19 protein-coding genes and 1 pseudogene are annotated in these 24,125 nt (G+C 32.2%); 8 read left to right on the forward strand and 12 right to left on the reverse strand.

The genetic code is table 11. The annotated features are described in order from the left end of the window. Window positions 1-15: 15 nt before the first annotated feature. From ACM55M_RS12970 to istA, 4 genes are all read right to left on the reverse strand, one after another. Window positions 16-1,494, reverse strand: coding sequence for a Fic family protein (locus tag ACM55M_RS12970; RefSeq protein ID WP_416858092.1), 1,479 nt, complete (start codon window positions 1,492-1,494; stop codon window positions 16-18). 229 nt (window positions 1,495-1,723) lie between these two features. Beyond that, window positions 1,724-1,855, reverse strand: a complete 132-nt coding sequence (locus ACM55M_RS12975) for a hypothetical protein (protein ID WP_416858093.1) — start codon at window positions 1,853-1,855, stop codon at window positions 1,724-1,726. Window positions 1,856-1,907: 52 nt separating this feature from the next. Continuing rightward, complete coding sequence (gene istB / locus ACM55M_RS12980) at window positions 1,908-2,645, reverse strand: IS21-like element helper ATPase IstB (protein WP_219319283.1); 738 nt, start codon at window positions 2,643-2,645, stop codon at window positions 1,908-1,910. A gap of 16 nt (window positions 2,646-2,661) precedes the next feature. Then, entirely contained in the window at window positions 2,662-4,209 is a 1,548-nt protein-coding gene (istA, locus tag ACM55M_RS12985) for an IS21 family transposase (RefSeq protein ID WP_416858094.1), read from the reverse strand. Window positions 4,210-4,247: 38 nt separating this feature from the next. Here istA and ACM55M_RS12990 point away from each other — a divergent pair, with 38 nt between their 5' ends. Then, window positions 4,248-4,415 carry a hypothetical protein gene (locus ACM55M_RS12990; RefSeq protein WP_416858095.1) on the forward strand — a complete coding sequence of 56 codons (168 nt, stop codon included), beginning with the start codon at window positions 4,248-4,250 and terminating at the stop codon, window positions 4,413-4,415. Here the strand turns inward: ACM55M_RS12990 and ACM55M_RS12995 are convergent. The 3 genes and pseudogenes from ACM55M_RS12995 to ACM55M_RS13005 all read right to left on the reverse strand — a co-directional run. After that, the gene (locus tag ACM55M_RS12995; RefSeq protein WP_416858096.1) at window positions 4,369-5,082 is read right to left on the reverse strand and encodes a nucleotidyl transferase AbiEii/AbiGii toxin family protein; all 714 of its coding nucleotides are present in this window, start codon (window positions 5,080-5,082) and stop codon (window positions 4,369-4,371) included. The genes ACM55M_RS12990 and ACM55M_RS12995 overlap by 47 nt on opposite strands. 80 nt (window positions 5,083-5,162) lie before the next feature. After that, a complete protein-coding gene (locus ACM55M_RS13000; protein WP_416858097.1) occupies window positions 5,163-5,774 on the reverse strand; it encodes a DUF6088 family protein in 612 nt (203 codons plus the stop codon). 111 nt (window positions 5,775-5,885) lie between these two features. Then, window positions 5,886-6,296, reverse strand: a pseudogene (locus ACM55M_RS13005) (site-specific integrase); the annotation flags it as partial. A gap of 727 nt (window positions 6,297-7,023) precedes the next feature. Here ACM55M_RS13005 and ACM55M_RS13010 point away from each other — a divergent pair. After that, window positions 7,024-9,186, forward strand: a complete 2,163-nt coding sequence (locus ACM55M_RS13010) for a TonB-dependent receptor (protein ID WP_416858098.1) — start codon at window positions 7,024-7,026, stop codon at window positions 9,184-9,186. Between the two features lie 482 nt (window positions 9,187-9,668). On the opposite strand, the gene ACM55M_RS13015 is transcribed toward ACM55M_RS13010, so the two are convergent. The 4 genes from ACM55M_RS13015 to ACM55M_RS13030 form a co-directional block, all read right to left on the reverse strand. Further along, window positions 9,669-10,037, reverse strand: a complete 369-nt coding sequence (locus ACM55M_RS13015; RefSeq protein ID WP_416858099.1) for a hypothetical protein — start codon at window positions 10,035-10,037, stop codon at window positions 9,669-9,671. Between the two features lie 412 nt (window positions 10,038-10,449). Continuing rightward, entirely contained in the window at window positions 10,450-10,917 is a 468-nt protein-coding gene (locus ACM55M_RS13020; protein ID WP_416858100.1) for a hypothetical protein, read from the reverse strand. A gap of 152 nt (window positions 10,918-11,069) precedes the next feature. Then, on the reverse strand, window positions 11,070-11,753 hold the full coding sequence (locus ACM55M_RS13025) for a hypothetical protein (protein WP_416858101.1): 684 nt from the start codon (window positions 11,751-11,753) through the stop codon (window positions 11,070-11,072). A gap of 175 nt (window positions 11,754-11,928) precedes the next feature. After that, on the reverse strand, window positions 11,929-12,960 hold the full coding sequence (locus tag ACM55M_RS13030) for a hypothetical protein (protein ID WP_416858102.1): 1,032 nt from the start codon (window positions 12,958-12,960) through the stop codon (window positions 11,929-11,931). Between the two features lie 271 nt (window positions 12,961-13,231). On the opposite strand from ACM55M_RS13030, the gene ACM55M_RS13035 reads away from it, so the two are divergent. From ACM55M_RS13035 to ACM55M_RS13060, 6 genes are all read left to right on the forward strand, one after another. After that, the gene (locus tag ACM55M_RS13035; protein WP_416858103.1) at window positions 13,232-13,753 is read left to right on the forward strand and encodes an RNA polymerase sigma factor; all 522 of its coding nucleotides are present in this window, start codon (window positions 13,232-13,234) and stop codon (window positions 13,751-13,753) included. Between the two features lie 45 nt (window positions 13,754-13,798). Continuing rightward, the gene (locus ACM55M_RS13040; RefSeq protein WP_416858104.1) at window positions 13,799-14,698 is read left to right on the forward strand and encodes a FecR family protein; all 900 of its coding nucleotides are present in this window, start codon (window positions 13,799-13,801) and stop codon (window positions 14,696-14,698) included. Then, a complete protein-coding gene (locus ACM55M_RS13045) occupies window positions 14,699-17,242 on the forward strand; it encodes a TonB-dependent receptor (RefSeq protein ID WP_416858105.1) in 2,544 nt (847 codons plus the stop codon). It begins immediately after the preceding gene. Between the two features lie 611 nt (window positions 17,243-17,853). After that, entirely contained in the window at window positions 17,854-19,986 is a 2,133-nt protein-coding gene (locus ACM55M_RS13050) for a TonB-dependent receptor (protein WP_416858106.1), read from the forward strand. A 206-nt stretch (window positions 19,987-20,192) separates the two neighbouring features. Further along, on the forward strand, window positions 20,193-21,275 hold the full coding sequence (locus ACM55M_RS13055; protein ID WP_416858107.1) for a PepSY-associated TM helix domain-containing protein: 1,083 nt from the start codon (window positions 20,193-20,195) through the stop codon (window positions 21,273-21,275). Window positions 21,276-22,052: 777 nt separating this feature from the next. Beyond that, entirely contained in the window at window positions 22,053-22,490 is a 438-nt protein-coding gene (locus tag ACM55M_RS13060; RefSeq protein ID WP_416858108.1) for a DUF6789 family protein, read from the forward strand. A gap of 347 nt (window positions 22,491-22,837) precedes the next feature. Here the strand turns inward: ACM55M_RS13060 and ACM55M_RS13065 are convergent, their stop codons facing one another. Further along, window positions 22,838-24,085: a site-specific integrase gene (locus tag ACM55M_RS13065; protein WP_416858109.1), complete on the reverse strand. Its 1,248-nt coding sequence runs from the start codon at window positions 24,083-24,085 to the stop codon at window positions 22,838-22,840. Window positions 24,086-24,125 lie beyond the last annotated feature (40 nt).

A 24,125-nucleotide genomic window follows, 5' to 3' on the forward strand; every position in this document is an offset into this window, starting at 1 on the left:
ATAGCGGTAAATTATTTATTGAATTATTTTTAATTTGGCTTCGTCGTGTTCTTTGAAAGCATTGCTCAATTCTAAATGTTTTTCAATAGTTTCCATATTGTCTCCTAAAATTGTTGCACTAAAATCTTGTGCTCTTTGTAACATTCTTATATAAACTGTTGGATCCTGATTGCGAGTTAAACGTCTTAATGCGCCTAAATAATCATCTCGATACACAGTTGGGATAATTATTCTTGTTTGTTCTGCTTTGACTAATTCAGCATTCATCATTACTCTAGCAATTCTACCATTACCGTCTAAAAAAGGATGTATTTCGCTTATCATAAACATAATATAAGCTGCTTTTGAAAAGGGTTCTGAGAGTGCTTGGTAATAATCAAATCCTTTGATTATTGTTCCTCTAACTAAAGTATGGTCAACAAAATGCGTTTCACCAGCCCGGTTGTTTTTATCTTTAAATTCTCCAGGTTTTTTAGACGTTCGAGCACTTAGCAATACTTTATGCCTGTATTGCAAAATATGCAACAACTCATCATGGTTTGCGGGTGTAACACTCATTTCTCTTTTATTGCTTACTAATTTGTAAGTCCCTAAAATATCATGAGAATCTTCATCACGATTTGGAATTGGTGTTTCGGTTTGAATAATGCTTTTTGCTTCTTCTATTTCGAATATTGTACCTTCAATGTAATTGGAAAAATAGGCTTCGAAAAATGAGAAATTCCGGAATGCAGTTATCTCAAGATTTTTGTCCGAACAATTTTTAAATTCATTTTGTTTTAATTCTATGAATAGTTTTTCAAATAGTTCTACTCTAGATTTATCATACGGATTTCCTAATGCCCTAGCTACTGCAAGTGGTGATGTTAGTATTTTTGATGGTTGTGTTGTTAATAATGCACTAATTAATTTGTTTAATTTTTCAAACTCACTTTGCATTCCTGTTTTTTCAGCTATTATTCTGGCTTTATCTCTAAATTGATTTAAACCTTCTTCCCCTTTTGACTGAACAATCTGTTCTAATTTGTTTTCAATTTCGGGAAGCGTTATCGTTTTGGATGTAGGGCCAATTTGACGAGATGATTGCAAGTTTTCTAATAATGCTCTTTCCTGTTGTGATACAAACAATTCTCCTGAAAAGGGATTATCTCCCTCAATTGGAAACATACCTTCAAGAAAGCGTATAGTTATGCCCGGTAATTCTATTTTCTTAGTATAGGTATACGTTACAAAAATGTGTCCTTCCGAAGTGGGTTTAAATTCTAAAGCAGACCGATGACTCAATAGTGATCCCGGATATAATTTACCAAGAATAGTAAAGATATTTCGTTTGATGATAACCTCATCAGTATCCGTAAAATTTGATGTATAAATACGCGGGGCAATTTTTCTAATTTTTCCTGTTTTCTCCAGTTTAGAAATTTGTTTACTTATTGCTGTGTCACTTGAAGCAAAAACAACCTCTTGAAGTTGTATTGGTAAAATATTTTCCATTATAAATGCTTTATACATACAAAATTAGATTTAATTTTCCAGTATAATAGGCTTTTTGGAAAATATTTTCCAGTATAGATAGCCTATGAAATTTGAAGACCTCAACTTTTTTCCAGTAAAATGAATTTTAAGGGTATTAATTGCTGTTATTTTCCAGTAAAATATTATTTAAAGAAAATATTTTCCATTATAAAAGGAATTATTGAAAATTAAGTCTTAATCACATAATTTATACCCTTTCAGGTATAAATTGCAAATTCCAGTGATATTGACCACCCAATTCCAATTTAAAGTGACCACCTGATTCCAATTCAAAATGACCACCTAATTCCGGAGCAAAATGACCACCTCCATTTTTCATTAAAAACTACTCTTTTTCATCTGTTAATTAGTATTCAAATATACTTAAAATATTACCCTTTGTTTATGCCTCTTTTTTTTCTCATAGACTCCCCATGTAATTCGAGCCGGTGGGATTGATGTATAAGCCTGTCCAATATTGCATCAGCTATAGTTTTTTCACCAATTATATCATACCAACCTTGTACTGGGATTTGTGATGTCACAATTATAGAACCGTTATTATGCCTGTCTTCAATGATCTCCAAAAGGGTAATTCGGTTGTGACTGTCTAATGCTTGGAGTCCAAAATCGTCAAGTATAATGACGTCTTGCCTTTCAATTTTAGCAAGCTCTCGCAGGTAAGAGCCATCTGCTTTGGCCATTTTTAATTTAGCAAACAACTTCGATGTATTAAAATAACTCACTTTAAAACCTTGTATACAGGCTTGATAACCCAATGCTGTACCTAAATAGCTCTTACCTACACCTGTACTTCCCGTGATTAAGATGTTTTCATTTTTTTCTACAAATTCACATTCTGCCAGACGCAGAACCATGTTTCTATCAAGATTGCGTGATACATCAAAATTGACGCTTTCAATATTTGATTTATAATGGAATCTGGCATTCTTGATACTGCGTTCAATACGACGATTGTGTCTTTCGTCCCATTCCGCATCAATAATCATCGATACAAACTGATCTAGCGTGTAGTGGTCTGTTTTCCCGCTTTCAATGGCTGTTTTAAAAGCATTGAACATACCATAAAGCTTCATTTGTTTCATTTTTGTTACTGTGGATTCATTCATGTTTTCAAGATTTAATTTAGTTATAATAATGTTTTCCTCTTATGTTACCGTGATTCGGGAGTTCCTGCTCGGGTTCTCGCTCAAAATCAATATGGTCTAAGTTGTTTTCTAAAATATTCTGTATGGTCTTAAAATTGTAAATTCTAAAATCAAGTGCCCGTTTACAGGCATTTATTAATCGCTGCTTACCAACCTTTTTTTCGAAGTTTAGTATTCCTAAACAACTTTTATAAGCCTGTTCAGGATGGTTTCTGCTTTCGATTATCTGCATAATATATTCTCCCACTGACTCATCAATACTACTTGCCCAATCAATAAATCGAGCAGCACTCCATTGGGCTACAAATTGATGTGTACTGGCTAAATGCTCTGGGGTTGTGGTATAGACATAAGGTTTGTAATTCCGCTGATGGACAGCTATTCGATTGTATTTATAATAGATCTCTACGGTTGATTTTGTATACAAGAGTTTCGCTTTTTTCTTTACATACTGATATGGAACACTGTAGTAATTTTTGTCTTGACTTAATTGGACATGCCCGTTTTGCATTACCGTTGCAAAGGATTGGTATTTGATTTCAAAGCGCTCTTGTGGCAGTGGGCGCAGTTTTTGTTTCTCATCTTCTAAAAACAATTCTTTTCGAGAGTAAGGGCGTCCTGTGAGTTTTCGACTGTTATGAGTATCCAATAAATCCCATATCTGCTGGTTTAATTCTTCAAGGCTAAAGAATTTAGTTTCTTTTAAGTTTACATAAATCCTTCTGTACAATATCTTAACAGCTCCTTCAACTAATGACTTATCTCTGGGTTTATAAGCTCTGGCTGGCAAGATTGTAGTTTCGTAATGTAGGGCTAAATCGGCCAGGGTTTCATTAATTGTTGGCTCAAAACGACTACTTTTTATTACTGCAGATTTTAAATTATCGGGGACAATTGCCTCAGGAGTGCCTTCAAAAAAACGCATGGCATTTTCTACCGAAGTGACAAAATCTTCCTTTTGCTGGCTCATGGAAGCTTCGGCATACGTGTATTGACTGGCTCCCAAGATAGCTACAAAAAATTGTACTTCTTTGATTTCCCCAGTGTCGTTATCAATAATGGAGAGTGTTTTTCCGGCATAATCCACATACATTTTATCACCGGCTTTGTGATTCATATGCATTACGGGATTGACTCGTTTACTCCATACTTTGTAGTGATGAGCAAATTGAGAACTCCTGTAACCTTCAGGGTTTATGGCAATATATTGTTCCCACATATGTTGTATGGTAACGCCAACTTTTTTTAGTTCACGCTCCATTTTAGGGAAAAAACTATGGAGTGTCTGCAATTTGGGACTAATTGATTCCACAGTAGTCTGTGAAAACAAAAGCTCTAGTTCTGCATCTGTTTTTTTATCAATTAATTCAAAGCTTAATCCGAGAACTTCAAATAAAGAAATATACTTCTTTACCGTATTCCTGGAAAGGGATAAGTAGCTACTTATAAATAACTTGCTTTTTCCGTCACAATAGAATTTAATTACTTTTCTAATTTTACTCATGTCTGTTATTTTGTTTGCCATAATCCGTATTTTTTTAACGAATGTATGGTTCTAACAACATGAAAAAGTCAGTAGTTTTTAATAATCAATTTACCCCAAAATTAGGTGGTCAATTTGAATTGGAAAGTGGTGGTCAGTTTGCTCCGGAACTGGTGGTCAATTTACACTGGAAAGTGGTGATCAATTTGACCGGTTTTTCCAATAGAGTATCTCATTGCTTACTATAGCTTTTCCGTATTCTGTATGCATTACTCTTTCGATATCATATAAGTGTCTGCTTAGCCGATCGACTCTGATAGCCGTGTAAGGCTTTTGAAATTCCTCATGCAGCAGAAATATTTTTTCCAGAAAAGTCCGTTCCGGATTTACAGTCGGGATTTCGATGGGAGCATCAGCAAACGGCCTGTCAGGATACTGGCTTCCAACTAAAGAAGAAAAAGACTTGACGGTGAAAGGTTCTCGAAGTGACCGACATCCAATTTCTACTAAAACCCTGGGTTGGATGTATTCCGGGTACTGAATTACATTGGGATAGTAAATTTCAATAATTAGCGGATCCTGGTCGGAATCTTTCGTTTCGCCTAAACGAATATCTACATTGAGCCCTTCATTTTTAAATTTTTGCTTCAAGGCAGGATAAAATTGTTCAGATATATAGTTAAAAGATCTCTTTCGTAACGTTTTTACCTGACTAGGGGTTAATGGTCCTTGGAAACCAAAAAAGGATCTGTCTAGTGCCAAATCAATATCTTCTGAAAACCTTTCAATAAGATTCCAGGCTTTGCTTAGGGAGGTTCCTCCTTTGAATGCCAGATGTGGTGCCAGTCCAGTTTGGAAAATAAGTCCGATGGTTTGGGTCACCCACCAGTCTTTTTCTACTGCGTAAGCTGTCATGCCTGTCTGTACGGCTATTTCATTGTAGATTTCTACTTTGTCTCTATTCGGTATTTGTAACCAATTTTGCATATCTATTTTTATTGATTTTCTGGTAATGCCGCTTTCATAATATTTCTGATCCATTCTGGAGCCAGTCTGATATCATGATGTAATCTTACAGGATTTTCTTTTTTCAGAAGAATAATTATTTTTTCTTTTTCTTCGGCTGTCACTTTATCTTTCTCAAGAACCTTAAGTGCCTGGATTACCAGACTGCTTATTTCGCCAATGGCTGCCAAATTTTTCGGAACTGTTTTCTTAAATACTATAGTTCTTTTTCCTATCTGTATTTTCCGCGCTGCGCCATCGGTAAGGTATACCACATTCATAGGAATTTGTGTTGACAGACCTAATGCGTTCAAGGCATAGACACCTGTAGGGACAATTCGGGCTCGGTCTCTTCTTGCTATTGCTTTGGCAATTGTTTCTGTTGAAGGTGTGAGCACCGTGCCTAATAATTTACTTTCCTGTGGTCGTGTATAAATACCCCGTGCTACTCTTGTGATTTCGCCTTTATCTGCCAAACGTTCGAGCGTTTTGCTGACTGCTTTGGCCGCACCAAAAGACACAAAATCGTCTATAAAAAAGACCGTGCCCCTCTTGGCTTTTTTTATTTTAGTTAGTATCTTGTTTTCAGTGCTTTCAGTCATTTTTTAGTGTATTATTGTCGCAAATTTAGTAAATATTTGCGACAAAAAATAATTATTTTTAGCTTACAGAAGTTGCTTTGCATATTCCTATTCAGTTGAAAATTAACCAGTTTAAGATGTAGTTCCATTTGGCTCCATTTTCTCTATTCTAAAATTGCCTAACTTGGATTTTAATAATTCCATATCATCGCTCACTTTTTTGTCCAGTATCTTAGCATAGTGTTGCGTGGTTCTCAAACTTCGATGTCCAAGCATTTTACTAACGGTTTCTATAGGGACACCATTAGTAAGTGTTACAGTTGTTGCAAAAGTATGTCTGGCAATGTGAAAGGTTAATTCTTTTTTAATACCGCAAACATCGGCTATTTCCTTTAAGTAGCTATTCATTTTTTGATTGCTTAAAACTGGAAGTAATTTATCTTCATTTAGGCATTGTGGGTGATTAGCATATTTCTGAATTATTTCTTCTGGAATAGGGAGGAGGGGGATGCGAGAAGCTGTTTCTGTTTTTTGGCGGTGAGTAATACTTATCAATCAGGGATTAAAGCTTATCAAAAAAGGATTTTCTGATTTCGAGCTAAAAAGTAGCTCTGTATATGTTCTATATTTGAGGTATGGGGATTTATTGTGGTTTGGTTTTTAGGTCTTCACTTGAAAGGGAAATTTTCTGAGCATTTGAGGAATTATAATAAAAATGATAGTTGGAAGAGTAGGAGGAAATATTGAAAGATGCTGAGAGGTGTGTTTTTGTTATGATTAGAAATCCTTTGTAATTTACAACTTAATCCTTCATTAATGAATTACAGTTAACTTGCCCACAAAACAGAATTATAGTTTGTACATTTGCGACAATGAAAGGATATATTAAAATAGTACTTCTAATTTTGATTTCGTGTTGCTATATCAACACCGTATTTGAATTTTCAGATACTGAGAAAAATTCTAATTTTGAAAATGAAAGTCACGCCTATATTCAGCAATGTAGTAATCAAATCTTTGCAAACAGCGTAACGCAAAGTATTCCGCATTGCGACATTAGTGACACGCCAATTCAATTCCATTTAAATGGAATTCTACCTGTATCTAAATGCAATTCATTCTACAAAAGCTCTTTCTTTCCAAAACGGCATAAGCTTTTTATTCTATATTCTTCTTTCTTGATTTGATGATTTGATGATTTAACTTTTTCGGCAATTGTTATGCAGTTGTCCGTTTTCACGATTTCAGAACAATTCTATTTAAATCCAAAATGAAAAAAATAATATTCATTCTTTTGCTATTTCCATTTTTAGCAACAGCCCAAAACACTTTTAAAGCAATCATCAAAGATGAAAAAACAAAAAAAGCACTTGATAGCGTTTCTGTATTTCTAACCGGAAATCAAAACGGTTCCACTACTTCTGACGAAAAAGGATTTGTAGTAATTGAAAACATTCCCAGCGGTAAGCAAACAATTGTTTTCAGCTCTTTTGGTTACCGAAAAATGGAAAAAAATATTTTATTCCCTCAAAATGAAACTATTGAAATATTTTTAGAACCATCATCGGAAGAATTAGAAGAAGTTAAAGTTACTTCAACAAGAAGTAGCCGAACAATAAAAAACACTCCAACTCGAATCGAAGCGATTGCTTCGGGCGAATTAGAAGAAAAATCTTCAATGCAACCAGGGAATATAAAAATGTTGCTTACTGAAAGTACAGGAATTCAAACGCAACAAACTTCCCAAGTTTCAGGAAGTGCGAGTATTCGTATTCAAGGTTTAGACGGAAAATATACGCAACTTTTACAAGACGGATTTCCTTTGTATTCAGGTTTTGCAAGTGGTTTGAGCATTTTACAAATTCCACCATTGAATTTAAAACGTGTAGAAATTATAAAAGGCTCCACTTCAACACTTTATGGAGGCGGAGCCATTGCGGGATTGATAAACTTAATTACAAAAGAACCGACCGACACAAGAGAAATTTCATTTTTGGCAAACATAAATCAAACACAAGCGTTGGATTTAAGTGGTTTTTATGCTGAAAAATACAAGAAATCCGGACTTACAATTTATGCTTCAAGTAATTCTCAAAAAGCAACCGATGTAAATAATGATGGATTTTCGGATATTCCAAAATTCGACAGGTATACAATAAACCCGAAATTCTTTTATTATCCAAACGAAAAGACAACCTTTAGTTTTGGTGTAAACGCAGGATTTGAAAACCGAATTGGTGGGGATATGCAAGTAATAGAAAACAAATCAGATGCTACGCATATGTTCTTTGAGCGAAATAACAGTAATCGATATTCGACACAAGCAAAATTTGAAAAAACATTTGACAATAAAAATATATTGACCATTAAAAATAGCGTTGGATATTTTAACCGAAAAATAGAAAAACAAACTTATAATTTTGAAGGACAACAAATAGCCACTTTTACAGAAGCCAATTATCTAATCCCTAACGAAAAATCAGAATGGAATTTGGGAGCGAATTTAGTTTCGGACAATTTCAAACAAATGAATTTAATGGCTGACAAGTTAGATTATTACAATGCTGCCTTTGGTCTTTTTGCTCAAAACAATCTTAACATAACCGAAAAATTTATTTTAGAAAGCGGTTTGCGTTTAGACATTACAAACAGAAGCAATGTTTTCGTCTTGCCTCGTTTATCATTATTGTATAAAATCAACAAAAAATTATCTTCAAGATTTGGCGGTGGTTTAGGATACAAATCACCAACCATTTTCTCGGAAGAAACCGAAGAAAAAGCGTTTCAAAATATAAATTCACTTGATTTTTCAAAAGTTAATCCTGAAAAATCGTATGGATTAAATGCTGATGTCAATTACAAAACTACCATTTTTGAAGAGGTAAGTTTTGCCATAAATCAAATGTTTTTTTATACCATTATCAAAAACCCGTTGGTTCTTAATCCAGTCCCATCGACAGTAAATTATGCCTTTGAAAATGCCAACGAAAATATAGAAACTAAAGGATTTGAAACAAACGTAAAGCTTCGTTTTGAAGATATTTCCTGTTACATTGGTTATACCTATATTGACGCAAATAGAAATTTTAATAACACAACAACTATAAACCCTTTAACGGCAAAACATAGAATAAATGCAAACGTAATGTATGAATGGGAAGAGAAATTGCGAATCGCTTACGAAGTTTTTTATGTTGGAAACCAGTATTTGACAAACAACGAAAAAGTTAGGGATTATTGGGTTATGGGAGTTTCAGGAGAATACAAATTCAAGTATTTCAGCATATTTTTGAATCTTGAAAACTTTTTGGACAGCCGACAATCGAAATGGGAAAACATGTATTCGGGAACAATTCAAAATCCACAATTTAGAGAAGTTTACACGCCAACAGATGGATTTATATTGAATGGTGGAGTTAAAATTAGGTTGTAAAGGTTTGGATATAAGTACTACAAAACATTGGCAGCCGTTGCCGACTTCTCTAAAAATCTAAATCGACACTGAATAACATAAAAAACAACCTCGCTTAAGTCATTTTAAGCGAGGTTTGTTTTTATAAAAAAAAAATTAAACATTATGGTTGTGCTAGTTGTAATTGTTTGGCTTTTCAATGTGTTTGGACTTTTCAATAGCTTGATGGATGTACATGTATAAAAAAAAACATGTCACATTATTCAAATATCAGTTCTGAAATCGAACGGTCTTTAAAACAATAATCCTTAAAACTAACAATCATGAATTTAAAAAAGATCATTTGGAGTTTTTCAACTCGCTCAGATTTAATCCCATAAAAAAAGCGCAAAGGTTATCACCTTGCGCAGCTTATAGGGAAGTATATTTTTTGGAAAGTACAGCTTTTCAGAGCGCAGGTGAGATTCTCCAGCAAATATAATTATAAAAGGTAATTCCTTTAATTAAGGACGAATTAAAAATCGTACTGTTGTTTTATCATTAGCTTGATTATAAATATCAACTATTAGATAGGTGTTAGTAGTAACACCTGTAATCAAATACGCAAAATCATAGTCGGTTTTATTTTTTGCTGTCGTATCATCCGTTAAAAATGGAGTACTTGATCCCTCTTTTGTAATTATTACCTTAGAAAGCGCAATCTCAGATTGGATATGGCCGCTCACTGTAAATTCGCCTTGTGAATTAGCTTTACCCTCTGTTTGATTAAAAGTTATTGTTGGAAGTGCAGCATCATCCTTTGAGCATGAATTCAAAAATAATCCGCTCGCTAAAACAGATATTATAGTAATAAAAAAATATCTCATTCTCATAATTATTTGTATTTAAATTGTTGTAAATTAAGTGGCAAGGTAACTTTCTTTTCTTAAGCAATGTGTTAAAGTCTTAAAAACAATTACACAGAACGAAAATGCTTTGGGAATATACAGACAAATTTACTACCAATTGCCTCGGACTCTCTCATAAGAAAGATAAAGGAATTGAAAAAAAGTAAATATTATAAAGTGTTTCTAAACACTCTCTCGACTATTTAAAGCATTATCATAACGAAGCGAGGAACTTCTTTGCAGCAGAATTAATGATGTTAAAAGGGGTAACGGTAGAATGGCTTATTTAGAAGACTTGTGAGACACTACCTTAATTTAATTTGTCCTTGTTATCTAAGTCTGTTTCATTTTCAAGCAGATTCTGGACTCCCTCTCTTTTATCATTTTTTATCAGGAATTAGTCTCTTTCATGCCCATTCCCATGTTTACTTCCATGACCCTCATCATTGTCATAATCATCATTGTCATATTCTCTTCGATTATTATTATAACTTATTGATCTTTGTGGTCTGCCATGATAACCTCTGTAATATCTCATTCTATCATTATCAAAATTTCTATAAGGTCTTGAACCATGATAATCATTCAAAACCACTTTGTATCCATTGTATAGATCATAATTTCTATATTCTCTAGGCAAATATCTTGATCGTATCCATCTTCCTCCACCAAAATAAATAAATTGAGTAGCTCTTATATCATAATAAGCTTCAACATCTGGCAAATAATAATAGTCTGCCTCCGCATATCCTTCAGGACCCCAAGATGGCGGTGAACCTATGTTTAAACTGACTGAAATTTGTGCATGAATTGAGTTGGATGCAAAAAGGATTATTCCTGCAGCGATTAATTTTAATGTTCTCATTTTTCAATATTTAATTTAATTATTAACTCTTTATGTAAATACTTTTTTTTGCAAAGCCAACAACTGTGCCAATGTAAATTAGTTAACATTTAATTAAGATTTTACTTTAAAAAAAGAGAAGCCGAAGTAGCTTCTCTTTTTTTAAATTTTAATTAGTCTTTGTCATCCAAGTCTGTTTCTTGTTCAAGTAGCAATTTTATTTGCTCCCCTAAATCATGGTGTCCATCATCATTATCAGTACTGATTTCTATCACTCCATCTCCATCGGTATCCAGAAGTAAATTTTGATTGTTTAATGTTATTAATCTTGCCATTATGGCATCAAGATGTATTTTTATATTAAGAGTCATAGCGTTACCATTAACTGTGAAATCTTTAGCTGGATCTGCAAAATCCATTTCAAGTTCAGCATCTTTGGCACTCCAGATGATAAAGTTTTTACCGTTTATTGTCCCTTTAATTAAAAAAGTTTTACCTTCCATTTCGCCTGGCATAATACTTTTTTCAAATTTAAATTTAATTTCTTCATACTTGGCATTTGGAATATTAACAGAAGTAATAAATTGGGTCAAAGTTTTGTTTGGATCTAGTATATCAACTAAAAAAGGACCTACAAGTTTTACATCATCATCATAAAAAGGATTTGTAAGATACTTATCTTCTACTTCATCTAGTTCAAATTTTATCTTAGCAATGTTTATTTTAAATTCCGTGAACACCACTGTTGATGCAGCAGTACGAGCAGTGGTAGATGTTGTCCCAGTTGCAGAAACGGACGAAGCTTTTAATGTCACATTACCGCTTGTAGAAGGATTATCCGTGCAAGAACTTATCATAATGACAAGTATTGCTAAAATCGATGTTTTTTTCATTTTTTTCATTTTTTTTAAGGTTAAATAATATATAAATAGGGGTTAATAATTAATGGTTTTTAAATACAATTTTAATAATTGTATTTATAAAAAAAGTTCCTTTAAAATTTACAGTAAGTTGTTTTGTATTCTGTTTTAATTAGGTCTTGGTGAAATAAAGATAATCAGTTGCTCCATCGCTGGAATTTTTATTTTTCAGTCTTACATTGGTGGTTGTAAATTCTGTAATTTTCCAGTTGTCCTCTAATTCATCTAATTTACTGTCATCAAATTTTAAGAGAAATATATCTTGACCACTATTTATAAAAGTGGACCAATTTCCGGCGATAGTATTTTTTTCTTTTATAACCACAACAGTTCCATTAGAATTGAAAGTAAAATTATATCCCTTGTAATTTAAAGTTTCATCATTATCATCAAAATAATAAGATACACGCCAGGTTCCATTTGTCAAAATCGAAGCGAAATTCTGGTTTCCTCCGGAGCCTGAATTAGTATTACAATCTTTAATCCCATCTTCAATACTGCTTTCAAAATTAGAGTTGTTTGTAATTACAACATTTTGACCCTTAAAATTTGTAATAGAAACCGGATAATTGATGGATATAAATACATTACTTTCTATATCTTTCAAAAAGTTATATAAATCTTTATTGTTTTGAATAGTAATAGTGTTTGCAATTTGATTATCTGCATTATAAATATTAATTTTTATTGGATAATTTATATGGAGGCAGTCAATCTCGTCAAACCCGTCATCATCATCACAATTATCAATAACATCCTCTAATTGATTCGGATTTATAATCAGTTCGGTCTTGAAATTTTGATACTGAATTGTTATTGGATACACAAAGTTTACTATATCATTATCATTTGAAAAGGCATCTAATGCAGCTTGAACTTTTGTATAATCATTTTGGTCAGATACCGTAATATGTGTTCCATTTACAATAACAGTAACTGGCAACTGAACATTAAAACAACTGGAATTGTCCAAAACATTATCCTTAGAAGTAGGGTTTTGTGATACCCTAGAAATCAAACCCGTAAGAGGAGAGATGGCCGTTAAGTTTTGAGTAGTATCTTGAATAACCAATGTTTCCTCATTTTGACAAGAGATAAATACTATTGCCGTAACGCTTATTAATAAATATTTAATCGTTTTCATATGTAGCTAATATTTGTTTTTTAATAGAATCTGGAATCGGTGATTTTTTTTTGTGTCATCGAACCCCGTTTCGTATATCCTTATCAGTGTTTACTTCACTGCTAATATTTTTATTTGTGTTCAGTGAATGCTTGAGAGTTGTATCGAGTTTTCATTATTCTCATTTCATATAAAAATTAGAGGTTTTAATAATAAAACAGTTTACATCAACATTACCCTACCAAAATTTAAAAATAAATATATCTTTGTAAGGTAAAAAATTACGAAATAAATGACAATAAATTCATTATCAGAAACTTGTGATAAAATTATTTTTTCAACCTTTTTCAAAAGTCATGCTAAGTCACTTCGCAATTTTCTTTTTTATAAGTATGGAAATAAAGACCAAGCTGATGATTTAACCCAAGAAGCTTTTATTAAACTCTGGCAAAACTGTGCTGCGGTTCCCATTGAAAAAGCTAAATCCTATATCTATATAATTGCCAATAATAACTCTCTTAACGAAATTGCACATCAAAAAGTAGTTTTGGAATATGAAAAGAATTTTTCTGGTTTTGATAAAACAAATGAAACCCCGGAATTTATACTTGAAGAAAAGCAATTCAAAATCAAGCTCTTAAAATCAATTGAAAATTTGAATGAAACACAACGAGTTGCATTTTTGATGCATCGAATTGATGGAAAAAAATATAGCGAAATTGCAGAAGAATTAAATATAAGTATTAAAGCAGTTGAAAAGCGAATACATTTGGCTTTAGTTGAACTAAGAAAAGAAATTGATAGTATAAAGTAGGGTAAATTTGTTTTTACTTGTTTTAAATATAATAAGATTAATACAATGGAAGAGAATTACATTTTAGCAAAATGGTTAAACAACGATTTGACAGAAGCCGAATTAGCTGAATTTAAAGCTAATCCGGATTATGAAAAATATGAAAAAATTAAAAATTATACTGCTCATTTAGAAGTGCCCAATTTTAATGAAACGAAAGTTTTAGAGCATGTTATAAGTCATAAAAAAACAACACCTAAAGTTATTCCTCTATATAAAAATTGGTTATTTAAAGTGGCTGCCGTTTTAGTTATCGGGTTAGGAATTACATTTATGGTAGAAAACTTTGCCTCACAAAACCAATATGCACCTAATGGAAAAAGTGTTTCTTTTTCGTTGCCCGATAATTCCGAAGTAGTTTTGAATGCTGGTTCAGAAATTGAATATAGAAAATGGAATTGGGATAACAACAGAAACCTTGAATTACATGGTGAAGCTTATTTTAAAGTAGCAAAAGGCAAAAAATTTGTAGTTGCAACTGATCTTGGAAAGGTTGCTGTTCTTGGAACTCAATTTAATGTAAAAGTAAGAAAAAGTCGTTTTGATGTAACTTGTTTTGAAGGAAGGGTAAAAGTAAATTACAAAGAAAAAGAGGTGATTTTAACCCACGGGCAAAGTGTTACTTTTGAAAATGGAAAGCAGATAAATACAACCGTTAATGCTTCTAAACCAGAATGGCTAGAAAATACAATTGCTTTTAATAAAGAAAATTTACGCGACATATTAGATGAAATTCAAAGGCAGTACAACGTTTCTATTGAAGTAAAAGCAAAATATTCGGGTGAATTATTTACTGGTAAAATTCCTATTGACAATCTTGATGTTGCCCTTCAAATTATTGCGAAGACCTATCATTTAGAACCGAATAAAATTGCTCCAAACAAAATAATTTTTGAAGGAAAATAAATGTTTTTTAAACGTATTTATGTCTTATTTTTTTGCTGTGTTTTTGCCTTGAGTATGACAGCTCAAGACAGAAGCAAAACAATTGCATTAAAAGATATTCTGCAATCCATAGAAAAACAACATCATATTTATTTTAATTATATTGATAATGAAATAGTTGTTTTTAAAATTGTACCTCCAAAAAAATCTTTGTCCTTGAATAAGAAGATTAGTTATCTTCAAAAAAAAACCAATCTATTCTTTGAAAATATAGACAATAAATTCATTACTATTTTTAGCAATAATGCATTTGACACAAAAATTATTTGTGGATATGTATTTTCGAAAGAAGATAATTCTCCACTGGAAAATGTGAATATTAAGTTTGTAAATGGTGCCGGTACTTCAACTAATAAAAAAGGATATTTTGAACTAAAAAAAGAAAAATCAACGGATTTATTGGTTAGTTGTATTGGCTTTGCCACTAAAAAAATTTCTATGGCAGATTTACAAAATAAAAATTCCCAAAAAATTTATATTGAAGTTGAAGTTTTTGGATTAAAGAATATAATAGCGAATCATTTTTTAACTTCTGGAATTTCAAAAAAAAATGATGGAACATTTGAAATAAAGCCAAAGAAACTAGGAATCTTGCCTGGTTTAATTGAACCCGATGTTTTACAAACCATGTTGCAAATTCCCGGTATTTATAGTGCCGATGAAAGTATTGCGAGTATTAATGTGAGAGGCGGCACCCATGATCAAAATTTATTTTTGTGGAATGGAATAAAAATGTACCAAACTGGACATTTTTTTGGATTAATTTCAGCGTTCAATCCTAATTTAGCCCATACTATCTCTATAACTAAAAACGGAAGTTCTGCTTTTTTTGGAGAAGGTGTATCGAGTGTTGTTGATATTTCCTCTAACCCCAATAAAATTGAAAAAAACAGTTTTAGTGCAGGAATAAATATGATTAATGCTGATATTTATTCAAAGTTTAATATCACCAAAAAAGGTTTCTTGGAAATTGCCGGAAGAAAATCCATAACCGATTTAGTAAAAACGCCTACCTATAAAGAATATTATAATAAAGCTTTTCAAAACACAAGTATTACTAATTTTTCCAATAATCAAAATATCGATTATTCAAGTGACGAGAAATTTAATTTTTACGATATTACGGCTAAATATTCTCAAAAAATTGGACGTAAAGACCATCTCATTTTAGATTTTATAACTATAAATGATCAACTTAAAGTTTTTCAGACAACCAGAATTAATACTATAATTCAGTCGGAAAATAATATTTTATATCAAAAAAATTACGGAGGTAATCTTTCGTGGAAACGAAACTGGAATGCAAAAAATAGTAGTAATTTCAATGTTTACACTTCGTCCTACGAACTTAATGCCGAAAAAAAACAAATACAGGATAATCAAACTGTAAGACAGGAAAATAAAGTGTTAGACAATGGTTTTAAGCTTGAGAATAGTCATATAATCACTTCAAAATTTACTTTTAATAATGGATATCAATTAAGCGAAATTGGTACTATAAATTTAGATGAAGTAAATAGTCCAATATTTTACAGAAGAATTAAAGAAGTTCTGCGAACTCATGCGTTCATAGTTGAAGGAAAATATAACGATACCTTATCCAAAATATATTTTAATGTAGGATTGCGATTAAACTATATAGAACAATTTAAAAAACACCTTTTTGAACCAAGATTACAGTTTAATTATGCTATCACAAAACATTTTAATTTAGAAGTATTAGGTGAATTCAAAAGTCAAAATTGTTATCAGGTTATTGATCTACAGAAAGATTATTTTGGAATTGAAAAAAGACGGTGGATATTGGCAAACAACACGACTATTCCTATTCAAAAAAGTAAACAAGCATCAATTAGTTTTTCTTATGCCAAAAATAATTGGTTGTTTACTTTAGAAAATTTTTATAAAAAAGTAACTGGAATTAATAGCTCAAGTCAAGGATTTCAAAACCAATTAGAATTTGTAAAAATTAATGGTGATTATAGAGTCTTAGGAATTGAAATGCTAGTTCAAAAAAAAATAAATCATTTCATTACCTGGTTGAGTTATACTTATAATGAAAATAATTATCACTTTCCAAATTTAGAACAACCTGTATTTCCAAACAACTTTAAATTAGATCATATTGTCTCTTGGGCTGGGATCTATCAAAGAAAAAATCTAAAAATAGCATTGGGTTCAAAATGGTATTCTGGAAAACCCGAAACAACTCCTATAAGTTCAGCGATAAATTATAGTAATTCCTCAAATCCAAAAATTGATTACAATACCCCTAACAATAAAGTCCTAGATAACTTTTTTCAAGTTAATTTTTCGACAACATACAAATGGGAAAGCTTGAATAAAGCCCAATATAAACTAGGTTTCTCCATATTGAATGTATTCGATCGAAAAAACGAAATTAATGAATATTATAGAATAAATGTGATTACAAATTCTATTGAAGATGTAAAAACTTTTTCACTTCTACGAACTCCAAATTTAAGTTTTAGAATAACTTATTAACCCTATATTCTTTCCGGAACATTAATTCCTAACAAACTGAAAGAAGGTGCAATTGTTAAACTTGGATTGCTTAATTCTATCAAGCGTCGTGGATGTTGCAGATGTATGTCTTGAGATATGAAAAGTAATTTCTTTTGGAATGTCGCATCCTACTTCTTTAAGATAGCATTCATTTTTTGATTACTCAATATAAACAAAATGCGATCTTCATTTAAACATTTTAGATGGTTGCACTTCTGTGTGTTAAAGAAAGTGTACAAATCTATGTTATCAAATAACCAATCTTATCTCCAATGTTTAACAATGTCTTTATCCGTTTTTCCAACGATTAAAAAATGTTGCCTAACAATTTTGGTTGGTACATCTTCTACTAATTCAACACATTCTAATATGTAATCGTGTTTTGTTTTAGTTGGCTTTGATGTCTGCTGTTTTCTTGTTTTGGCCGTAAGTATTTAAGGCAAAATATCTTACCTAAATCAGGAATGTTACTTTTTTTATATAGTTAAAAATGTGTTAAAATTTATTTTGTAAAAATAGTATTTTTATTTAGAACAATTAAAAATAACATATATATTTGCAAAAAAAATTAACATAATTTAAATCGCTTTATGAAAAAAATAAAAATTATTTATTTACTTATTTTAATGCCTTTTTTTGGATTTGCACAAGAAAAAATTAACTCACAAGAAAAAGTCAACGAATTAGATGATATCATAATAACCGCTAGTCGCAAAAAAGAGAGTATAAAAGAAGTAACCTCTTCGGTTACTATTGTTGGAGAGAAAAAGATTCAAACCCAGTCAGTAGTTAATTCAAACATTAGTAGTATTCTGCAATATACCGTTCCTAGTTTAGCAACTTCAAGTAATCAAACTTCAAATTATGGACAAACCTTAAGAGGAAGACCATTTTTAGTAATGATAGACGGCATACCGCAATCTACCCCGTTGCGAAATGGAGGAAGAGACGTTCAGGTTATCGATGCAGCTTCAATAGAACGGATCGAGGTTATAAAAGGGGGCACGTCAATTTATGGAAACGGCGCAGATGGTGGGATCATAAATTACATAACCAAGAAAAGCCGTCAGGATAAAATTGTTTCAGGTGCTGTCCAGTTCGGACTCGCGACCCAACCAGCAACTTTTACCGAATCGCTTGGATATAGAACATCTGTTTCTTTAAATGGAAAACAGAAACGTTTTGATTATGTTTTGGGATTTACCTACGATAGGTCAGGATTGTTAAAGGATGCTAATTCTGTAAATATTGCCCCAAACTATAGCTTGGCCAATATGAATACCTATAATGGACTGATTAAAATAGGATATGCAATATCCGAAAAACAAAGAATAGAAGCATCCTATATTGGATATGCATCAAAATCATTCTTAAACCAAGATATTAAAATTGGCGAATGGGGTGTAACTCCTTCCATTGGGATAGAAATATCAGATAGGCCAGGAACCCCAGAGGGAACTCCAAGAAATCATAATTTCAGGTTAAGCTACTCTAATTCGGAAATCTGGAAAGGGACTTCATTAAATGTAAACGCCTACTCGCAGGACTTTAGGACGGTTTTTTTCTATGATAAAGTGCAATTTCTTAACGGCGGACAATCTAACGTAAAATCGAATAAAATAGGTCTTCGAGCAAATTTCGACTCACGTCTGATTTCTAAAGCTGATTATAAAGCAGAAATAATTTATGGGTTGGACTTGCTTCAAGATGCCACGGTGCAAAAACTGGAGGACGGTCGTTTTTGGACACCACAAATGAATATGCAGAATACTGCCCCATTTGCTTTGATTAAATTTGATGCATTGGAAAAGTTTACAATAAAAATAGGTGCTCGATATGAAAATATTAGAGTTAAAGTAGATGATTTTAATACGCTTCCGATATTAAACACAAAAACCAATACCTATCCCCAAAGCATTTTTGTTAAAGGCGGTAATTTGGAATACAATGCACTAGTTTGGAATATGGGAGTCCGATATAATATTTTGCCTGCAATAAGTATTTTTTCAAGCTATTCCCAATCGTTTTCCATTAATGAAATTGGAAGAATATTAAGAAGTGCAACCACAAGTGTTGTCTCAAAGTTACCGACAGACCCGATAATAGTTGAGAACTATGAAGTTGGATTGGCCGGAGCACCAGTAAAATGGTTTAATTACGAAGTAGCAAGCTTTTCGAGTACTTCAAAATTAGGGGCATCCTCAGTTCAAAAACCTGATGGATCTTATGTTATGCAACGCGCTCCAGAACGTATTTGGGGGTATGAAGCTGTTGTTAATTTCAAGCCTTCGGCTTATCTGAGTTTTGGCGGTTCGTATGCCTGGATAGAAGGAAAAGTTGATAATGATAACAACTTTTCTTATGAAAAATACATCAATGGTGCTCGAATAATGGCACCAAAAGTTACAGGCTACATTCAAATTCAGCCTTTGAAAAATTGGGATGTCGAGTTAAGTGCTTTGCATAATTTTGAAAGAGACCGATTTGATCCGAATGCCACAACAAATAAGTACAGTTTTAATGAAGGGCCTGTACCGAGCTATACTGTTTTCAATGTTAGTAATTCATACATTATTAATAAACATTTTAAAACATCATTGGGTGTTGAGAATTTATTCAACAAAGATTATTCTCCAAATATCGCATGGTGGATGGCAAGAAATCAAGACTTTGTAAAATCCTCTGGCAGAAGAGCCACTTTGCAAATACAATATAGTTTTTAATCTCTAATTCTAATAAAAGACTCCCGAAAGTACAGTAATACAGGCTATCTTAATTACGGATTTATAATAATCGGCTGGAAGATTTGCTTGTTTTTAATTGCCGTATAAAAAAATAAAAAGAAGTATCAATAAAAGATGCTTCTTTTTAAAGAGGGAGTTACTTATAAAAAAAGTTGATACTAAACTTGTAATTTTAACCTTTGCCGATGGATTTAAAAAAAACAATCCGAAAATTGCATTTTTGGCTAGGCCTAGCTTCAGGTCTTATCGTATTTATTGTTGCCATAACAGGCTGTCTTTATGTTTTTGAAGAAGAAATAACAAACTATACCCAATACGATTTTGATTATGTAAAGGCACAAAATTCTAGCCGGGTTGCACTTGTTGACGTTATTGATTCTTTCGGGAAAAACCATCCCGAGAGTAAGTTGCTTTTTATCAAGCAAAAAGAGAGCGTTCCCAATGCGACAATTGTGCTCGGGAATAAAAAGATTCAAGTGGCCTACAATCCCTACGACGGGAAGGAAGTGATGTCTCTGGTTACTAAAGATTCCTTTTTTGCTATAATTTTAGAGATTCACCGTACCTTACTTTTAGGTGAGATTGGCGAAAATATAGTAGGCATTTCAACTTTTGTATTCCTTTTTATGTTGATTTCAGGTCTTATTTTATGGTTTCCAACCAATTTTAAAAAACTGAAATCTTATTTTACCATAAGTGATAAGTCTGCTAAAAGATTGAATTTTGATTTGCACAGAATTGGAGGTTTTTACGCTTCTTTTATTCTGGTTTTTATAGTAAGTACAGGTTTGTTTTTTTCATATGATTTTGTAAAAAAGGCGACATATTCAGTCACCAATAGCGAACCTTATACCAAATGGGGACCAAATTCGGGAGTGCCAAAATCGACGGAAACGGACATTGCAGAAATCTATACGCAAATACAAAAAGAATATCCCAATTGCATTGAGTCAAATATTTATTATCCTAAAGAAAGAGACGGTACTATTCGTGTAAAATTGAAATATGCCTACGAATATATTCCTAAATACAATACCTTTTTTGTGAATCAATTCTCTGGGAAAATAGTGCAAACAGATTTAAATAAAAATGCGTCAACGGCAGAGAGCGTTAAAAACTCGATTTTCGGCATCCACACAGGATCTATTTTTGGAATTTTGGGTAAAATAATTGTCTTTTTGGCCGTTCTAATGGCTGTAAGTTTGCCTATTACTGGTTTTATAATGTGGAGAAGAAAGAAAAAGAAAAAATCTAAATCGACCCAATGATTTTATCCAAAATAAATAGGTACCTTCTTCTAAATTAGAAGGTAAAATGTAAATTTTTCAACCAAATATTTCCTATAAGTCTTGCCCTTAAAATCATTGCAAGCAATGTCGTTAAGCATCAAATTCAAAGCCACCGAACGACTGTTTTGCTTTTTAAAAAAGTTATTCGAAGGCAGTCTTTTAAATATATCGGATAGCATTTCACTTACATCTTTATAGTTAATCTTTACAATTCAATTTATGTTAGATTACTCCATATTAATTCTTGAAAAAGTTAGTTTTGACTCAAATATTTTTTCTAAAGAACTTAAAAAAGCAATAAAAATGCTTTTCCCTGACGAGATTGAACAACTGGCAATATGGTTTTTTAATTTTACAAGAGATAGAACAGAGTTAAAGGAATTTAAGTCCTATTTTATTAGCTGATTTATTTAGGCTCTATTCTACTCTTTTGTTTTAGAATAGAGCATTATGTTAAAACACAAACTCAAGCGTAGTATAAAAAGTTCTAGTATCAGAGGGTATTATTCCTGGTCCAGGATAGTCGGTTGCTCTTCGGGTAAAATAACTATTGTTTGTAAAATTTGTAATTCCTATCACAAACAAACCCTATTAATATTTGAATAGTTTAACCCTACTATAAAGTTATGCAATGCTTTTAATTCATTTTTTTTGTAACTTTAATAAAGCAAAAATTTGCAGAGGCTCACAGAAAACATGTTGAAGCTCATTCAACAACTGATAAATTGTTGACATAATCATAAACAAAAAAAGAAAATGAATACTAAAATCATCCAATCCTTAATTAGTGGTGTAATAGGCGCAGCCGTAATGTCAATAGAGATGTGGGTCGCTACGATGATGGGAATGCCTAAAATGAATCCGCCAGATATGCTCTCTGTGATGCTGGGTGTGCCAATTATAGTTGGTTGGTTAATCCATTTCATGATAGGAATAATTTTCGCAATGGCTTACACTTTCTTCTTTATTAACTTGGTTAATAAAATTAGCAACGCAATTTTTAGAGGTGCAATCTTTGGTGTTGCCGTATTTATCTTTGCCCAAATTATGTTGGCAATACTGGGAGCCATAATGGAAGGAACGCCTCCGATGGAAGGTAGTCTGTTGTTAATAATGTTGGGAAGTATAATAGGTCATATTATTTTTGGAATTGTAGTTGCTTTGTTTGTTAAAGAAGAAATAGTAGTAGAATAGTAAATACTTTCAAGGTTTCTGTCTTAAAAAAGATAGGCTTTTAATATGTTAAAAAACAAACTCAAGCGTAGTATAAAAAGTTCTAGTATCCGATGGAATGATTCTAGGACCAGGATAATAAGAGATTAAAATACTCTTTTGATAAAATTTCAAAACTAAGATAAATGTACTACAAATTATAAAAAGGCTATTCCGTATCAAGGAAAAAACATGTTGTAATTGGAGTTGTTTCATATTTATGAAGTTTGCTTTTTTACAGCTGGTAATTTTGAAAATTGTCTTTTAATTGCCTGATTTTAACTATCTATTCTAAACTCATTATGGGCTAAATTAGACAAGTGAAAATTCTAATTGGTCTTTTTTATAATTTTATCATTGTTGCAGTTTGACATTTTGTTTCTTAAAACCATCATATCCTCACTCACTTTTTTATCCAATATTTTAGCATAGTGTTGTGTGGTTCTTATATTTTTATGCCCTAACATTTTGCTCACGCTTTCTATGGGTACGCCATTTGTGAGTGTTACTGTCGTCGCAAAAGTGTGGCGGGCAATGTGGAAGGTTAAATCTTTTTTAATGCCGCAAACATCCGCTATTTCCTTTAAGTAGCTATTCATTTTTTGATTGCTTAAAACGGGTAATAGTTTGTCTTCATTTATGCATTGTGGGTGATTGGCATATTTCAGAATTAATTCTTCCGGAATAGGGAGGAGGGGAATGCGAGAAGCTGTTTCTGTTTTCTGACGATGGGTGAATATCCATTTTCCGCCATCAATACCCATACTGATGTTTGATACCGTTAAGTTTTTGACATCGATGTAAGCCAAACCTGTAAAGCAGCTGAAAACGAAAATATCTTTTACCTGGTTCAGTCTTTCGGTTGCAAATACTTTAGAATAGATGTCCTGAACTTCTTCTTGTGTTAGATAATCTCTTTCGACTTCACGAATTTTTGATTTATAGTTTGCAAATGGATCTTTGTCTAACCACCCATTTGAAATACAGATTTTGATTATTTTCTTGAAGTTCTTAATGTATTTGACTGCAGTGTTGTTGGCGCATTTGCGGACACTTCTCAAATAGAATTCATATTCTGTTATGAAAGGATGGTCTATTTTATTGATTTCAATATCGGATATGTTGTATTTCCACTGCAAGAAGTCTTTGGTGTGTTTAAGTGAGGTTTTGTATCGTTCTAGTGTTCCAGGTGCGTATTCAAGCCCTATGAGCTCTTCTACTTTCCGGTTGTGTTCTTCGAAAATAGGGATGAGCATATGTTGATGCTCTTTGATGCCGAGAAGTCTATTTTTAAAAACTTCAATTGTGAGGAGTTCGTTTCGGTGTATTAATTCCATTTGGATGTCGAATATTTTTGATTTCAGTAAATCAAGGTATTCATTTAATGAACGAGCATTCTCTGTATTGCCTTTCATTTTTGACAGCTCAGGTGACCATTTAGTAGAATCTATAAATTTTTTGGTACTGAACTCCATTCGATTTCCATCAACAGTTAATCTTACATAGATAGGAAGTAGACCTGCAGCATTAGCTTTTGTGCTCTTCGCATAAAAGTGCAATGTGATTTTAGTTTTCATAGTGGTGACCTTTTAATTATTTATTCAATTTAGATTTCTA

This window comes from Flavobacterium galactosi, assembly GCF_048158585.1.
GTDB lineage: Bacteria > Bacteroidota > Bacteroidia > Flavobacteriales > Flavobacteriaceae > Flavobacterium > Flavobacterium galactosi.

Bases quoted from the DNA above. Each gene is read 5' to 3' on its own strand.
- ACM55M_RS12970 (WP_416858092.1), bottom strand. From the start codon at position 1,494: ATGGAAAATATTTTACCAATACAACTTCAAGAGGTTGTTTTTGCTTCA.
- ACM55M_RS12975 (WP_416858093.1), bottom strand. From the start codon at position 1,855: ATGAAAAATGGAGGTGGTCATTTTGCTCCGGAATTAGGTGGTCATTTT.
- istB (WP_219319283.1), bottom strand. From the start codon at position 2,645: ATGAATGAATCCACAGTAACAAAAATGAAACAAATGAAGCTTTATGGT.
- istA (WP_416858094.1), bottom strand. From the start codon at position 4,209: ATGGCAAACAAAATAACAGACATGAGTAAAATTAGAAAAGTAATTAAA.
- ACM55M_RS12990 (WP_416858095.1), top strand. From the start codon at position 4,248: ATGAAAAAGTCAGTAGTTTTTAATAATCAATTTACCCCAAAATTAGGT.
- ACM55M_RS12995 (WP_416858096.1), bottom strand. From the start codon at position 5,082: ATGACAGCTTACGCAGTAGAAAAAGACTGGTGGGTGACCCAAACCATC.
- ACM55M_RS13000 (WP_416858097.1), bottom strand. From the start codon at position 5,774: ATGACTGAAAGCACTGAAAACAAGATACTAACTAAAATAAAAAAAGCC.
- ACM55M_RS13010 (WP_416858098.1), top strand. From the start codon at position 7,024: ATGAAAAAAATAATATTCATTCTTTTGCTATTTCCATTTTTAGCAACA.
- ACM55M_RS13015 (WP_416858099.1), bottom strand. From the start codon at position 10,037: ATGAGAATGAGATATTTTTTTATTACTATAATATCTGTTTTAGCGAGC.
- ACM55M_RS13020 (WP_416858100.1), bottom strand. From the start codon at position 10,917: ATGAGAACATTAAAATTAATCGCTGCAGGAATAATCCTTTTTGCATCC.
- ACM55M_RS13025 (WP_416858101.1), bottom strand. From the start codon at position 11,753: ATGATAAGTTCTTGCACGGATAATCCTTCTACAAGCGGTAATGTGACA.
- ACM55M_RS13030 (WP_416858102.1), bottom strand. From the start codon at position 12,960: ATGAAAACGATTAAATATTTATTAATAAGCGTTACGGCAATAGTATTT.
- ACM55M_RS13035 (WP_416858103.1), top strand. From the start codon at position 13,232: ATGACAATAAATTCATTATCAGAAACTTGTGATAAAATTATTTTTTCA.
- ACM55M_RS13040 (WP_416858104.1), top strand. From the start codon at position 13,799: ATGGAAGAGAATTACATTTTAGCAAAATGGTTAAACAACGATTTGACA.
- ACM55M_RS13045 (WP_416858105.1), top strand. From the start codon at position 14,699: ATGTTTTTTAAACGTATTTATGTCTTATTTTTTTGCTGTGTTTTTGCC.
- ACM55M_RS13050 (WP_416858106.1), top strand. From the start codon at position 17,854: ATGAAAAAAATAAAAATTATTTATTTACTTATTTTAATGCCTTTTTTT.
- ACM55M_RS13055 (WP_416858107.1), top strand. From the start codon at position 20,193: ATGGATTTAAAAAAAACAATCCGAAAATTGCATTTTTGGCTAGGCCTA.
- ACM55M_RS13060 (WP_416858108.1), top strand. From the start codon at position 22,053: ATGAATACTAAAATCATCCAATCCTTAATTAGTGGTGTAATAGGCGCA.
- ACM55M_RS13065 (WP_416858109.1), bottom strand. From the start codon at position 24,085: ATGAAAACTAAAATCACATTGCACTTTTATGCGAAGAGCACAAAAGCT.